Annotated in this window: 16 protein-coding genes; 11 read left to right on the top strand and 5 right to left on the bottom strand. The window is 71.3% G+C overall.

The window, feature by feature from the left end:
• Positions 1-187 precede the first annotated feature (187 nt).
• Genes KV097_RS11500 through KV097_RS19270 form a run of 3 tightly spaced genes read left to right on the top strand, consistent with a single transcriptional unit; the run spans position 188 to position 2,429 of the window.
• Entirely contained in the window at positions 188-946 is a 759-nt protein-coding gene (locus KV097_RS11500) for a LamB/YcsF family protein (protein ID WP_220346511.1), read from the top strand.
• Positions 943-1,578, top strand: a complete 636-nt coding sequence (locus tag KV097_RS19275) for an allophanate hydrolase subunit 1 (RefSeq protein WP_308289406.1) — start codon at positions 943-945, stop codon at positions 1,576-1,578. The genes KV097_RS11500 and KV097_RS19275 overlap by 4 nt, the downstream gene beginning before the upstream one ends.
• Entirely contained in the window at positions 1,575-2,429 is an 855-nt protein-coding gene (locus KV097_RS19270; RefSeq protein ID WP_308289405.1) for a biotin-dependent carboxyltransferase family protein, read from the top strand. Before KV097_RS19275 ends, KV097_RS19270 begins: the two co-directional genes overlap by 4 nt.
• A 31-nt stretch (positions 2,430-2,460) precedes the next feature.
• Here the strand turns inward: KV097_RS19270 and mce are convergent, their stop codons facing one another.
• On the bottom strand, positions 2,461-2,898 hold the full coding sequence (gene mce / locus KV097_RS11490) for a methylmalonyl-CoA epimerase (protein ID WP_220365932.1): 438 nt from the start codon (positions 2,896-2,898) through the stop codon (positions 2,461-2,463).
• A 164-nt stretch (positions 2,899-3,062) separates the two neighbouring features.
• Here mce and KV097_RS11485 point away from each other — a divergent pair, with 164 nt between their 5' ends.
• From KV097_RS11485 to KV097_RS11470, 4 genes are all read left to right on the top strand, one after another.
• On the top strand, positions 3,063-4,253 hold the full coding sequence (locus KV097_RS11485) for an acetyl-CoA C-acetyltransferase (protein WP_220344089.1): 1,191 nt from the start codon (positions 3,063-3,065) through the stop codon (positions 4,251-4,253).
• A gap of 46 nt (positions 4,254-4,299) precedes the next feature.
• Positions 4,300-5,256 carry a methylmalonyl Co-A mutase-associated GTPase MeaB gene (gene meaB, locus KV097_RS11480; protein WP_220344090.1) on the top strand — a complete coding sequence of 319 codons (957 nt, stop codon included), beginning with the start codon at positions 4,300-4,302 and terminating at the stop codon, positions 5,254-5,256.
• A gap of 162 nt (positions 5,257-5,418) precedes the next feature.
• Entirely contained in the window at positions 5,419-5,574 is a 156-nt protein-coding gene (locus KV097_RS11475; RefSeq protein WP_220344091.1) for a hypothetical protein, read from the top strand.
• A gap of 13 nt (positions 5,575-5,587) precedes the next feature.
• Positions 5,588-6,112 carry a PH domain-containing protein gene (locus KV097_RS11470; RefSeq protein WP_301022226.1) on the top strand — a complete coding sequence of 175 codons (525 nt, stop codon included), beginning with the start codon at positions 5,588-5,590 and terminating at the stop codon, positions 6,110-6,112.
• Positions 6,113-6,170: 58 nt separating this feature from the next.
• Here the strand turns inward: KV097_RS11470 and pepN are convergent, their stop codons facing one another.
• The 3 genes from pepN to KV097_RS11455 are packed head-to-tail and all read right to left on the bottom strand — an operon-like array spanning position 6,171 to position 9,288.
• On the bottom strand, positions 6,171-8,717 hold the full coding sequence (gene pepN, locus KV097_RS11465; RefSeq protein ID WP_220365931.1) for an aminopeptidase N: 2,547 nt from the start codon (positions 8,715-8,717) through the stop codon (positions 6,171-6,173).
• 56 nt (positions 8,718-8,773) lie between these two features.
• On the bottom strand, positions 8,774-9,046 hold the full coding sequence (locus KV097_RS11460) for a hypothetical protein (RefSeq protein WP_220365930.1): 273 nt from the start codon (positions 9,044-9,046) through the stop codon (positions 8,774-8,776).
• Positions 9,043-9,288 (bottom strand): helix-turn-helix domain-containing protein, encoded by a 246-nt coding sequence (locus KV097_RS11455; RefSeq protein ID WP_220366026.1) that lies wholly within the window; start codon positions 9,286-9,288, stop codon positions 9,043-9,045. Before KV097_RS11455 ends, KV097_RS11460 begins: the two co-directional genes overlap by 4 nt.
• Positions 9,289-9,343: 55 nt before the next feature.
• Here KV097_RS11455 and KV097_RS11450 point away from each other — a divergent pair, with 55 nt between their 5' ends.
• Positions 9,344-10,240 (top strand): SMR family transporter, encoded by an 897-nt coding sequence (locus KV097_RS11450; protein WP_220365929.1) that lies wholly within the window; start codon positions 9,344-9,346, stop codon positions 10,238-10,240.
• 9 nt (positions 10,241-10,249) lie between these two features.
• Here the strand turns inward: KV097_RS11450 and KV097_RS19780 are convergent, their stop codons facing one another.
• On the bottom strand, positions 10,250-11,056 hold the full coding sequence (locus KV097_RS19780; protein WP_220365928.1) for a helix-turn-helix domain-containing protein: 807 nt from the start codon (positions 11,054-11,056) through the stop codon (positions 10,250-10,252).
• Between the two features lie 66 nt (positions 11,057-11,122).
• On the opposite strand from KV097_RS19780, the gene KV097_RS11440 reads away from it, so the two are divergent.
• The 3 genes from KV097_RS11440 to KV097_RS11430 all read left to right on the top strand — a co-directional run bounded on the left by KV097_RS11440 (position 11,123) and on the right by KV097_RS11430 (position 13,407).
• Entirely contained in the window at positions 11,123-11,560 is a 438-nt protein-coding gene (locus KV097_RS11440) for a DUF3224 domain-containing protein (protein WP_220346515.1), read from the top strand.
• Positions 11,561-11,584: 24 nt separating this feature from the next.
• The gene (locus tag KV097_RS11435) at positions 11,585-12,724 is read left to right on the top strand and encodes a glutamate--cysteine ligase (RefSeq protein WP_220365927.1); all 1,140 of its coding nucleotides are present in this window, start codon (positions 11,585-11,587) and stop codon (positions 12,722-12,724) included.
• Positions 12,725-12,801: 77 nt separating this feature from the next.
• Complete coding sequence (locus KV097_RS11430) at positions 12,802-13,407, top strand: DsbA family protein (RefSeq protein WP_220365926.1); 606 nt, start codon at positions 12,802-12,804, stop codon at positions 13,405-13,407.
• Positions 13,408-13,420: the final 13 nt, after the last annotated feature.

Here is a 13,420-nt window from a genome sequence, read left to right as displayed (position 1 = left end):
ACGCGGATATTACTCAGCAGTAATGGATGTGGTCAGGAGTGTGACCGATGTCGCTTGCTCGTAGAGTCCGCCGCGCGCCGCCGCGAGTGGTGTCCGGCGGGCCGGATCTGCCCTCGGCGACGGCGCTTGCCGGGCCTGATTCTCCACGCGTACCGTGGACGCCGCCCATCCACCGCTCGGGAGCGACGTGACGACACTGGACCTGAACAGCGACGTCGGCGAGTCCTTCGGGCGATGGGAGCTCGGGGACGACACCGCGATCCTCCAGGTCGTCACCAGCGCCAACATCGCCTGCGGCTTCCATGCCGGCGACGCCCGTACGCTGCGCCGCACCTGCGAGCACGCGGCGGAGAACGCGGTCGCGGTCGGTGCGCAGGTCAGCTATCGCGACCTCGCCGGGTTCGGCCGCCGCTTCATCGACATGGAGCCGGCCGAGCTGACCGACGACGTGGTCTATCAGATCGGTGCGCTCGACGGGCTCGCGCGGGCGTCGGGCACGAGGGTCCGCTACGTGAAGCCGCACGGGGCCCTCTACAACGCCGTCGTGCACCACGACGAGCAGGCCCGAGCGGTCGCGGAGGCGGTGCGGGCGTACGACCCAGGGCTGCCGCTGCTGGGCCTTCCCGGCTCGAGGCTGCTGGCCTGGGGGGAGCGGCTGGGACTCAGGACGGTGCGCGAGGCCTTCGCCGACCGCGCCTACACCCCCCAGGGCTCCCTGCTCAGCCGCCGGGAACCTGGCGCCGTCCTGCTCGATCCCGACCACGTCGCTCGGCGGGTGCTGCGGATGGTGACCGAGGGTGACGTCGAGGCCGTGGACGGCACGCTGGTCGCCGTGGCGGCCGACTCCGTGTGCGTCCACGGCGACTCGCCGGGGACGGTCACGATGGCGCGATACGTGCGCACGATGCTCGAGGGCGCCGGGGTGAGACTCGGGGCGTTCGTGTGAGGGTCAGGCCGTACGGCGACCGCGCGCTGATCCTGGACCTGGACGATGCCGGCGAGGTGGTGTCGTGGGTGTCGGCGATCCGTGAGGCGCGTCTGCCCGGCGTCGCCGACGTCGTCCCCGCCGCACGGACGGTCCTGGTCGCCGCCGCGGACGGCACCGACGTCGGGGCGCTCGCCGCAGTGCTCCAGCACGTCGAGGTGGACCCCGGGCGAGGTGAGGCTGAGCCCAGCGCGGCCGAGGTGCGCGACGACGAGATCGTGATCCGCGTGGAGTACGGAGGGCCCGACCTCGGCGACGTGGGAGAGCTGACCGGCCTCGGGCCCGACGGCGTCGTGGCGGCGCACACCGCCACTTCGTGGCGGGTCGCCTTCGGCGGGTTCGCGCCCGGATTCGCCTACCTCGTCGGTGGAGACCCCCGCCTCCAGGTGCCGCGCCGGCACACCGCTCGGACGAGCGTGCCTTCGGGCGCGGTCGGGCTGGCGGGGGAGTACTCGGGGATCTATCCAAGGCCCTCACCGGGCGGCTGGCAGCTTATCGGCACCACCGACGCCGTGCTGTGGGACCTCGACCGCGACCCACCGGCGCTGCTGCGGCCGGGAGCCACGGTCCGGTTCGAGGCGGTGCGGGTGTGAGGGAGCTCGAGGTGGTCCGCCCTGGGCCGCTCGCTCTCGTGCAGGACCTCGGCCGACCGGGGTGGTCGGCGGTCGGCGTCGGCCGCTCGGGTGCTGCCGACCGCGGCGCCTATCAGCTCGCGAACCGCCTCCTCGCCAACCCCGAGGGCGCCGCGGCGGTGGAGGTGACGCTCGGCGGGTTCGATGTCGCGGCTCGCGGCGGTGACGTCTGGGTCGCCGTGACGGGTGCGCCGGTCGAGCTGCGGGTGGGGCGACGGGTGGTCGACCCGTACGCGGCGGTCTGCGTCCGTGAGGGCGAGCGGCTGCGGCTGGGCGTGCCGAAGGCCGGGCTGCGGTCGTACGTCGCCGTGCGAGGCGGCGTCGACGTGCCGCCGGTGCTGGGGTCGCGCAGCCGTGACGTGCTCGCCGCGATCGGGCCCGCTCCGCTGGTGGTGGGTGACCGGCTGCCGGTCGGGCGCCCGCCGCGCACGTACCCGCAGGTCGACGCCGTACCCGTGCCCGTCCACGACGGCGACGTCGCGCTCAGGGTGGTCCGTGGCCCGCGCGACGACTGGGTCCGCGACGCCGACGGACTCGTCCGCGATCGCTGGACGGTCTCGCCGCACAGCGACCGCGTCGGCATGCGGCTCGAGGGACCGCCGATGCGTCCTGCCGTGCCGGGACGCCAGCTGCCGTCGGAGGGCGCGTACCGCGGCGCCGTCCAGGTGCCGCCCGGCGGTGAGCCCGTCGTGTTCCTCGCCGACCATCCGGTCACCGGTGGCTACCCGGTCGTCGGGGTGGTCGTCGACGCCGACGTCGACCGGGCCGCGCAGGCGAGGCCGGGTCAGTCCCTGCGGTTCCGGTGGATCTGAGGCCCCGCCCTCGCCGCCCTCGCGGCCGGCGTCAGTGGGACGGCTGGGCCGCAGGCTCGACGAGCTCGACCAGCACGCCGCCGGCGTCCTTCGGGTGCACGAAGTTCACCCGGCTGTCGGACGTGCCGCGCTTGGGCTGGTCGTAGAGCAGGCGCACGCCCCGATCGCGGAGCACGGCACTGGCGGCGTCGATGTCGCTGACGCGGTAGGCCAGCTGCTGGATGCCCGGTCCGTTGCGGGTGAGGAACTTCGCGATCGTCGACTGGTCCGACAGCGGCGCGAGAAGCTGGATCCGCTGGTTGGTGTCACCGACGGCGAGCATCGCCTCGCGCACCCCCTGCTCCTCGTTGATCTCCTCGTGGACGGAGTGGAGTCCGAAGACGCGGGCGTAGAACTCGAGCGCCTCGTCGAGGTCGGGCACCGCGATGCCGACGTGGTCGATGGCGATGAGCAGGTGATCGGGAACCATGCGACGCACCCTAGGGCAGAGCGCCGCCGCGCAGAGGCCACGACCCCTGCTGTGACCTTCCTCACCGCAGCCCTCGGCGATGTTACGGGCGAGTATCGTGCTGAGAGCACAAGCCTGCCGTCCTTGGCCGAACGCGCGCAGACGCTGCGCCTGAAGGAGTTCACATGTCCCGTCAGTCCGTCATCGTCGCTGGTGCCCGCACGCCGATCGGTCGCCTCCTCGGAGGCCTCAAGACGCAGTCGGCCGCCGATCTCGGTGGCGTCGCCATCAAGGGTGCGCTCGAGCGCGCAGGCATCACCGGCGACCAGGTCGAGTACGTGATCATGGGCCAGGTCCTCGGCGCCGGTGCCGGCCAGGTGCCCGCTCGCCAGGCGGCCCACAAGGGCGGCATCCCGCTCGACGTCCCGGCGATCACGATCAACAAGGTCTGTCTCTCCGGGCTCAACGCGATCGCGACGGCCGACCAGCTGATCCGGGCCGGCGAGTACGACGTCGTGGTGGCCGGCGGCCAGGAGTCGATGACGCAGGCGCCGCACCTCCTCAAGGGCTCGCGCGAGGGCTACAAGTACGGCGCGCAGACCATCCTCGACCACATGGAGTACGACGGCCTCTGGGACTCGCTGACCGACCAGGCGATGGGCAAGCTGACCGAGGCGCGCAACAGCGAGGTCGAGGAGCTCACGCGGGAGGAGCAGGACGCGTTCGGTGCGCGCTCGCACCACCGCGCCGCCCAGGCGCAGAAGAACGGCGTCTTCGACGACGAGATCGTCCCGGTCGAGATCGTCGGACGTCGCGAGACGGTCACCGTCACCACCGACGAGGGCGTGCGCGGCGACACGACGGCAGAGACGCTCAGCAGGCTTCGTCCCGCGTTCGCCAAGGACGGCACGATCACGGCCGGTACCGCCTCGCAGATCTCCGACGGGGCGTGCGCCGTCGTCGTGATGTCCAAGGAGAAGGCCGAGGAGCTCGGCCTCACCTGGATCGCCGAGATCGGTGCCGCCGGCTACGTCGCCGGTCCGGACTCCACCCTGCAGCTGCAGCCCGCCGAGGCGATCGCGAAGGCCTGCGCCAAGGAGGGCATCGCTCCGACCGACCTCGACCTGATCGAGGTCAACGAGGCGTTCGCCGCGGTCGGTGTCGCCAGCCAGCGGGCGCTCGGCATCGACGAGGACAAGGTCAACGTCAACGGCGGCGCGATCTCGCTCGGCCACCCCATCGGCATGAGCGGCGCCCGTGTCGTGCTGCACCTCGCGCTCGAGCTCGGACGGCGCGGTGGCGGCGTCGGCGCCGCGGCGCTGTGCGGCGGTGGTGGTCAGGGTGACGCGCTGATCATCCGCGTCCCCCAGCGCTGAGACGGGCCGGGCGCCGGTCGGCGGGGCGGAGGAGGTCATCGCACCGATGGCACGTCGTACGGTCGCCGTCGGTGAGCTCGTCCAACGAGCCACCGGCGGCGATCCGCGCGCGGTCGCGCGCCTGATCTCCCTCGTGGAGGATGCGTCGCCGCTCCTGCCCGAGGTCAGCGCGGCCCTCGCGCCCCACGTCGGACGCGCCCACGTGGTCGGCCTGACCGGATCCCCGGGTGTGGGCAAGTCGACCACCACCGGCGCCCTCGTCGCGGCGATGCGCGCGCAGGGGCGCAAGGTGGGCGTGCTGGCGGTCGACCCGACCTCGCCGTTCTCGGGGGGCGCGCTGCTCGGTGACCGCATCCGCATGCAGGACCATGCCGGCGACCCAGGGGTGATCATCCGGTCGATGGCGACGCGAGGGCACCTCGGCGGGCTCGCGTGGGCGGCCCCCCAGGCGCTGCGGGTGCTCGATGCCGCCGGCTGCGACGTGGTCCTCGTCGAGACGGTGGGGGTCGGCCAGTCCGAGGTCGAGGTGGCACGCCTGGCCGACACGACCGTCGTCCTGCTCGCGCCCGGCATGGGCGACGGGATCCAGGCCGCGAAGGCGGGGATCCTCGAGATCGGTGACGTCTACGTCGTCAACAAGGCCGACCGCGACGGAGCACCGCAGGTCCGCCGCGAGCTGCGGAGCATGCTGTCGTTGACGGAGCGTCCGGACGGTGGGTGGCAGCCGCCGATCCTCCTGACGGTCGCACACCGGCAGGAGGGCGTCGCCGAGGTCGTCGACGCCCTGGACGCTCATCTGGGGCACCTGCGCGCCGGCGGCGGCCTCGAGCGCCGGCGGCTGCGGCGGACGCGCGACGAGATCGAGACCCTCGCGACGACGGAGCTGCGTTCTCGCTTCACCGCTCTCGGCACCCACGGGAGGCTCGAGGCGCTCGCCGCTGACGTCGTCGCGGGACGCTCGGACACGTTCGCCGCGTCGAAGGCGCTGCTGGAGGAGCTGTGACCGAACGCACGGCAGACGTGCGACGATCGGCATGACAAAATCTGTGACCCAGCCCGTCCAGATCCGGCGCGCCTGGCGTCACGAACCCCCCGCGATCGGCTATAAACGTCGTGAGCGTGCAGCGTGCCCGCCGGCTTTCTGCCCTCGAGAAAGGCAGCAGTGGTGAAAAAGGCGATCTCCGCCATCGTGGTGGTGTTCCTGATCTACTTCTTGCTCACGAACCCCACCGGTGCTGCCAATACCGTGGAGCTGGTCTTCACGTGGATCATCGAGGCGCTCGGACAGCTCGCGGCCTTCTTCCAGACCTTGCTGTCCTGACGAGGAGCCCGTCGTGCTGCGCGCGATCCTGAGACTGGTGCCCGACCGCAACATCGGCAGCCACCTGCTGCTGGACGACGGTGAGCGCGTGAAGGACGTCGTGCGCCACCACTGGATCGTCTTCGTCGTGCCGTACGCCATCGTGCTCATCGGGGTGCTCATGATCGCGCTGTTCCCGGTGCTCCCGATGCGGACCGCCGGGGTGGTCGCGATCGTCGGGCTGGGCGTCGTCGGGTACGGGATGTACCGTGCGGCCGAGCAGCACCTCGACGTCTTCGTGATCACGAACCACCGTGTGCTCAAGATCCGTGGCGTCTTCGAGGTGAAGGTCGCGACGATGCCGATGGCCCGAATCCTCGACATCACCGTGGAGCGGACGCTCCTCGGCAGGGTTCTCGGGTACGGCCACTTCGTGTTCGAGTCGGCGGCCCAGGCTCAGGGGCTGCGCGACATCCAGTTCATCCCGGCACCGTTCGAGCGCGACCGCACGATCCAGCGGGCGCTGGTCACCGCCGGTCTCCGCGGTCCCGCCCGCTGAGCGGTGCCGTCCGCCAGGGCCCCCGCGCAGCGAGGGCCCTGATGGACGGCCGACGGCGTCAGACGGCGGCGTCGCGCGCCTGTGCCGCGAGTGCGCGGGCGAGGTCGGAGCGTCCCTCGTCGACGTAGCGGCGGGTCGTCGGGTCGAGGTCGTCGTTGTCGGCGAGCCACGCGTCGATCGTCGCGAGGTTCTCGGCGCTCGGGTTGGCCCGCGGGAAGAAGCTCTGGAGGATCTCCGAGGCGCGCCAGACGCCCTTCTGGATGACCGTGCGGGCGGTGTCGAGGTAGCGCTCGACGTACGGCTGCAGCAGCTCGGCCTGACCGGGCTGCTGGAACGCGCCGGCGATGCTGCGCTGGGTCTCGTTGGGCAGGTCGTCGCGGACGACGACCGACTCCCACGCCGCCTCCTTCGCGGCGGCGTCCGGACGCGCCGCACGTGCCCCGGCCGCGTTCTCCTGACCGGCGATGGTGTTGTCGCGCGCGAGCTCCGCGTCGATCTCCTTGTCCCCGTACGCGCCGGCGCGGGCGAGGCCGGTGACGAGGGACCAGCGCAGGTCGGTGTCGACGGTCAGGCCCTCCAGCGTCGTCGACCCGTCGAGCAGACCCGTGACGAACGAGATCGCCTCGTCCGACTCCGCGGCCCCGGCGTAGGCCCTGACGAGCGCCAGCTGGTGGTCCGAACCGGGTGCAGCGGCATCGAGCAGCGCGCGGACGCCGTGCTCCCACTCGGCGGCCAGCGCGGCCCGGTTGTCCGGCGCCGAGTACAGGGCGACGGCAGATCCGCCCTGACGCAGCAGCGTCTGCACGGCGGTGAGGTCGGACTCGGTGCCGACGCCGGCGAGCACGATCGGCACGAACTGGCGCGCCGGCAGCTCGGCGTCGCGCAGCATGTCCCACGCCGCACCCCAGCACAGCGCGCGCGCCAGCGAGTCGGGGATGTCGGCGATCGAGCTGGTCAGCGTCGCGAGCGACCGCTCGTCGAGACGGATCTTGGCGTAGGTCAGGTCGTCGTCGTTGAGCAGCACGAGGTCGGGCTGCGGCTGCCCGACGAGGGCGTCGACGGAGGTGAGTGCTCCCTCGATGTCGGTCTCGACCCGCGCGCGCCGGACGAGACCGGCGTCGGTGTGGTCGTACAGACCGATCGCGATGCGGTGGCGCCGCAGCGTCGGGTAGTCGTCGGTGGCGGTCTGCTCGACGGCGAACGACGTGAACCCGCCCTGCTCGTCCACGACGAAGCGGGGCCGGAGCGTGTTGACGCCGGACGTCTGGAGCCACTCCTGCGACCAGGAGCCGAGCTCACGGCCCGAGGCGGCCTCGAGCTCGGCCAGCAGGTCCTTGAGCTCGGTGTTGCCGAAGGCGTGCTTGGTGAAGTACGACCGCAGTCCGGCGAAGAAGTCCTTCTCGCCGACCCAGGCGACGAGCTGCTTGAGGGTCGAGGCGCCCTTCGCGTAGGTGATGCCGTCGAAGTTGGCCTCGACCGCGTGCAGGTCGTAGTTGTCGGCGGCGATCGGGTGCGTCGAGGGGAGCTGGTCCTGGCGGTACGCCCAGTTCTTGCGCTGGTTCGTGAAGCCGGTCCAGGCGCCGGTGTACTTCGTGGCGTTGACCTCGGCATGGTGCGAGGCGAACTCCGCGAACGACTCGTTGAGCCAGAGGTCGTCCCACCACTTCATGGTCACGAGGTCGCCGAACCACATGTGCGCCATCTCGTGGAGGATCGTGTTGGCACGGCTCTCGTACGCGGCGTGGGTCTGGCGGCTGCGGAAGATGTACTCGTCGCGGAAGGTCACCGCGCCGGCGTTCTCCATCGCGCCCATGTTGTACTCCGGCACGAACGCCTGGTCGTACTTGCCGAACGGGTAGCCCATCTCGAAGGTGTTCTCGAAGAAGGCGAAGCCCTGCTTGGTGATCTCGAAGATCTCCTCGTGGTCGAGGTGCTCCCGGAGGCTCTTGCGGACCTGGATGCCGAGCGGGATCTCGTCGTAGTCGCCGCGGTAGGTGTCGGTGACGGTGTCGTACTCGCCGGCGATGAGCGCGGTGATGTAGGTCGACATGCGTTTGGTCTCGGCGAAGGCCCAGCGGCTCACGCCCTCACCGAGCGTCTCTGGCTCCGGGGTCGGAGAGTTGGAGACGACGGTCCATCCCTCGGGGGCGTCGATCGTGAAGGTGAACGTCGCCTTGAGGTCGGGCTGCTCGAACGTCGTGTACACGCGGCGGGCGTCGGGCACCTCGAACTGGGTGTAGAGGTAGACGCGGTCGTCGGCGGGATCGACGAAGCGGTGCAGGCCCTCGCCGGTGCGCGAGTAGGGGAGACGCGTCTCGACCCGGAGCTCGTTGTCGCCCTCGGCCAGCCCGCTCAGCGCGATGCGGTTGTCCGCGTACGCCGCGGCGTCCAGCTCGGTGCCGTTCAGCCACATCCGAGGCTCGCGCGCGTCGACCAGGTCGGCGAACGTCGCGCCGCCGGCCTCACGGCTGGAGAACCGGACGACGGTGGTGGACGAGAACTCGGTGTCGGAGACGGTCAGGTCGAGATCGACGGCGTAGTGATGGACGTCGAGGAGCGCGGCCCGCTCCTGCGCCTCGTTGCGCGTGAGGTTGGTTCCAGGCATGCGCCCATCCTTCCACGCGCGGCGGCTCGCCGTTCCGGGGCGGACGACCGCATGGCTCAGGGATGGCCGAGCACGCCGTGCGCCAGGACACCGAGGCCCGCGGCGATGCGCTCGACCGAGAGGCCGAGCTCGCGCTGCCGCACGAACACCTCCGGAGCGAGCGGTGCCAGCAGCGGCTCGACCATGGCGTCCGGATCCGCGGCGCCCGCCTCCGCCACGAGCATGCGCACGTGCACTCTCCAGAAGCCGTACGCGCCGACGATGAACCGTGAGCGTCCGACCTCGGCGCCGAGCGCGAGAGGGGCGTGGTCCTCGAGGAGCTGCGTCATCGCGTTGTAGAACGCGGCGAGCCGATCGGCGGGCGGGCGCCGGGCCCGAGCGGCGGCGGCCCGGAGAGGAGCGCCTCCTGCAGTCTGCGCTCGTGCTCGTCCAGCAGGGCGGTGGCGATGGAGGCACGGTCGGGATAGCGGCGGTAGAGCGTGCCGCGGCCCACCCCTGCCGCGCGTGCGATGTCGTTCATCGTCACGTGCGCGGCGCCTCGCTCGGCGTACAGCCGTGCTGCGGCGTCCAGGCGAGTGTCCTGTCGACAGCATCCGGACGTCGTGTCCGCTTAGCGAAGGGCCACCATGCCACGCCTGCTCCATCTCGACTCCAGCGCCCGCACCCAGTCGCACACGCGCGAGCTCGGCGCACGTTTCGCCGCACGATGGCGAGAGGCTCGTCCGGACGGCGACTACGTCTACCGCGACCTCGCACGTCAGCCCGTCCCGGTGATCGGGGAGGCCTGGACGAGCATCTGTGACACCCTCCTCGCCGAGCAGATCACCGACCCCGGCGACTACCCGTGCGCGGTGCGCACGCCCGCAGAGCGCGAGGCCTGGGCGATCGCCGAGCCCTTGCTCAACGAGCTGCTCGAGGCCGACGTGGTCCTGGTCGGGGCGCCGATGTACAACTTCGGGATCCCTGCCGCACTGAAGGCCTGGATCGACAAGGTGACGTTCCCACGCATGTCACTGACCGGGACGAGCTTCGTCGTCGTCGGAGCGCGTGGCGGCTCGTACGCCGAAGGGGCACCCCGCGCCCCGTACGAGTATCAGGAGAGCTACCTGCGGGACTTCATCGCGGGCCACTTCGGCATCGACGACGTCCGGTTCCTGACGACCGAGCTGGTGAACGCGCTCGTCGACCCGTTGCTGAGCGACCTTCTGGGCACGCACCGAGCCTCGCGAGCGGCAGCGCTCGCCGAGATCGTGTGGAGCCAGAGCATCAAGCCGACCGACGGCTTCACACGGCTGGGCCCGACCGTCGTCTGTGTCCTGCTCGGCGCGAGCGCGGTCTACCTGCTGGCTCGCGCGATGCAGACCGTGCCGGTCGGGACGGCGTACGCGGTGTTCACCGGCATCGGCGCCGTCGGCGCCGTCTCGCTCGGCGTCGTCGTCCACGGCGACCCGGTCTCGCCGGGGCGTATCGCCGCTCTGGCCTTGATCGTCGCCGGGGTCGTGGCCGCCCGCGTCACCGTGTGACACGGGCGCTCAGCCCTCGGTCACCTCGCGGGCGTACGTCGCCGGCGGGGTGCCGACGACGTCGGTGAAGCGCCGTACGAGGTGTGCCTGGTCGCTGAAGCCGAGCTCCGAGGCGAGCGCTGCCCAGTCGACCACCGTGCCGCTACGCGCCGCCGCCGCGGCGTCGAGCAGGCGGAACCGCTGCAGCACCCACTTCGGGCCGATGCCGACGTAGGTCGCGAACTCGCGCTGCAGCGTCCGCAGGCTCACGCCGCCGGCGTCGGCAAGAGCGTCGGCGCGCACGAGGCTCCGGTCGTGCTCGGCGAGCGCGACCAGCTGTTCGATCTCGGCAGCCCGCGGCTCGGCCTCGTAGCCCACTGCCCGGAGGTAGTCCGTCAGCGCGGCCACCATCGTCTCGTCGGAGGCCTCGGCGTCGAGGATGCGGGCGGCGGGCGGGCGGTCATCGACACCGAGCACGTCACCGGCGGGGCGTACGGCGTCGGTCAGCGTACCGACGGACGCGCGCAGGTAGCCGTGGAAGCCTCCCGGACGGAAGGACGCGCCGAGCACGTGACCGCGGCCGACCAGGTGGCGGGAGAACGGTCGCCGGGTGACGCCGTGGACCAGCAGGCGGCCCTGCTCGGCAGCCAGGTGGAGCCGCGGCTGCGGCACGACCCGTTGGTCGTACGGCTCGGCGACCTCCCAGCGCACCCGCCACAGGTAGTCGACACCGGGAGTGTCGGCGGAGGGCTCGATCCGGCGGACGGCGATGGGACCGGCGGGCCCCACGATCGCCGCGGGATAGCCCCGTGGCTCGTCGGACGGTCCAGCGCTCACCGCCTCAGCCTAGACCTGTCGCGTTCCTTCAAGACCCGGCCGCGTCGTCGGTCCTAGTCTCGAGGCATGAGCGACGAGAAGACAGCAGAAGCGATGTTCACGGTGGCGGGCTGGGAGGAGTCCGTGGTCGAGGACATCGACGGGACCGGCAGCGAGCGGAACGGCACCTACTACCCCGATCGCGGGATCACCCGCGCGACCGTCCGGTACGCCTACAGCGGTGATCTCGAGGGGGAGGGCGTCGTCCACTACCTGATGACCTACAAGGAGGGGCCCGCACCCGTCGTGGCGCTCGAGCGCTTCACCGGATCGATCGGGGGCCACGAGGGAACCTGCGTCATGCTGCACCGGGGATCGCACGAGGCGGAGTCCGTCGTCGACGCGGTCGAGGTGGTCGAGGGCATGGGGACGGGCGGCCTCCAGACCCTTCGCGGCACGGGCGTCCCGGAGGTGGAGGGCCACAGCGAGACGGGATACAGGTTCACCCTGCGATACACGCTCTGAGGGGGCGCTTGGCAGGATGGAGACATGGTCCTGCCCTTCGCGCAGTCTCGGCGCTCCACCGTCGGCATCGAGTGGGAGCTCGCACTCGTCGACGCGGATACGGGTGACCTCCGTCAGGTGGCCCGGACCGTGCTCGAGGGCCTCGCCGGCCCCGGCGGTGCGCCGCACCCGCACGTCCACCAGGAGCTCCTCCTCAACACCGTCGAGGTCGTCTCCGGTGTGCACCAGCGGATCGGCGACGCCGGGCGCGACCTCCAGCGCAGCATCGAGGAGGTGCGGGCGGTCACCGGGCCGCTGCGCGTCGAGCTGATGTGCGCGGGCACCCATCCGTTCGCGCAGTGGGACCACCAGAAGGTCACCGACAAGGAGCGTTACAACACGCTCATCGACCGTACGCAGTGGTGGGGGCGCCAGATGCTCATCTACGGCGTCCACGTGCACGTCGGCATCGAGGACCGGGCCAAGGTGCTGCCGCTGATGCGGGCGGTGCTCGCCTACTTCGGTCACCTCCAGGCGCTGTCGGCGTCGTCCCCGTTCTGGGGAGGGAAGGACACCGGGTACGCGTCGAACCGCGCGCTGATGTTCCAGCAGCTCCCCACGGCGGGGTTGCCCTTCCGGCTCGAGGAGTGGGAGGACCTCGAGCGCTACACCGACGACATGCTGCACACCGGCGTCATCGACGAGTTCGGCGAGGTGCGGTGGGACATCCGACCCTCCCCGCGGTTCGGCACTCTCGAGGTGCGTATCTGCGATGGCACTCCCACGCTCACCGAGCTGCTCGCGATCGCCGCGCTCACCCAGTGCCTCGTCGAGCACTTCTCCGGGGAGCTCGACGCCGGCCGGGAGCTGCCGGACCTGCCGCAGTGGTTCCTCCAGGAGAACAAGTGGCGCTCCGCGCGCTACGGGATGGACGCCATCCTGATCCTGAACGCGAAGGGTGACGAGGACCTGGTGACCACCGACGTACGCCGGCTCCTGGAGGTGCTCGCGCCCGCCGCCGAGCGGCTGGGCTGCACCGAGGAGCTGGCTGACGTGGAGACGATCCTGCGCGTCGGTGCCTCCTACCAGCGGCAGCGCGAGATCGCGGGCCGTCATGGGGGAGACCTTCAACCGGTGGTGTTCTCGTTGGTCGAGGAAATGTACGCCGGTTGCCCGGTGTTGTGACGTGGTGCAGGGGATCATCCTTCTGCGCCTGTGCCCGAAGCGATCCACGACTCGGGCTCCCCGACCGAGAGGTGAGCATGTCCAAGACCGTCGACATGTGGTTCGATCCGCTGTGCCCGTGGGCCTGGATGACATCGCGCTGGTTGCTGGAGGTCGAGAAGGTCCGTGACGTGGAGGTCCGCTTCCACGTGATGAGTCTGTCGGTCCTCAACGAGGGCAACGACGACCTTCCCGAGCAGTACCGCGACATGCTCACCCGTGGCTGGGCCGGGGTCCGCGTCCCCGTCGCGGCCGCACACAAGCACGGCGACGACGTCCTGCGCGATCTGTACACCGCGATCGGCACCCGCGTTCACCCCGGCGGCCGCACGCTCGACCGCACCGTGCTCGCCGAGGCGCTCGAGGAGGTCGGGCTCGAGGCAGACCTGATCGAGGCGGCCGACTCCGAGGAGTACGACGAGGCGCTCCGTGCGTCCCACGAGCGCGGCATCACCCTGGTCGGCGAGGACGTCGGCACCCCGGTGGTCGCCATCGACGGCGTCGCCTTCTTCGGCCCGGTCGTCTCGCCGGCTCCCAAGGGCGAGGCTGCCGGCAGGCTGTGGGACGGCTGTCTCCTCGTCGCGGGCACCGACGGGTTCTTCGAGCTCAAGCGGACCCGTACGCGGGAGCCGATCTTCGACTGACCGTCACCACACG

Source organism: Mumia sp. zg.B17 (genome assembly GCF_019550915.1).
Classification (GTDB): domain Bacteria; phylum Actinomycetota; class Actinomycetes; order Propionibacteriales; family Nocardioidaceae; genus Mumia.
This window is presented reverse-complemented; position numbering and strand designations above follow the sequence as displayed.

What these genes read in the sequence shown, in the direction of transcription:
- mce (WP_220365932.1), bottom strand. Translation starts at nt 2,898, where the DNA reads ATGGTTCCCGATCACCTGCTCATCGCCATCGACCACGTCGGCATCGCG.
- KV097_RS11460 (WP_220365930.1), bottom strand. Translation starts at nt 9,046, where the DNA reads ATGACGCAGCTCCTCGAGGACCACGCCCCTCTCGCGCTCGGCGCCGAG.
- KV097_RS11440 (WP_220346515.1), top strand. Translation starts at nt 11,123, where the DNA reads ATGAGCGACGAGAAGACAGCAGAAGCGATGTTCACGGTGGCGGGCTGG.
- meaB (WP_220344090.1), top strand. Translation starts at nt 4,300, where the DNA reads ATGGCACGTCGTACGGTCGCCGTCGGTGAGCTCGTCCAACGAGCCACC.
- KV097_RS11435 (WP_220365927.1), top strand. Translation starts at nt 11,585, where the DNA reads ATGGTCCTGCCCTTCGCGCAGTCTCGGCGCTCCACCGTCGGCATCGAG.
- pepN (WP_220365931.1), bottom strand. Translation starts at nt 8,717, where the DNA reads ATGCCTGGAACCAACCTCACGCGCAACGAGGCGCAGGAGCGGGCCGCG.
- KV097_RS11450 (WP_220365929.1), top strand. Translation starts at nt 9,344, where the DNA reads ATGCCACGCCTGCTCCATCTCGACTCCAGCGCCCGCACCCAGTCGCAC.
- KV097_RS11485 (WP_220344089.1), top strand. Translation starts at nt 3,063, where the DNA reads ATGTCCCGTCAGTCCGTCATCGTCGCTGGTGCCCGCACGCCGATCGGT.
- KV097_RS11430 (WP_220365926.1), top strand. Translation starts at nt 12,802, where the DNA reads ATGTCCAAGACCGTCGACATGTGGTTCGATCCGCTGTGCCCGTGGGCC.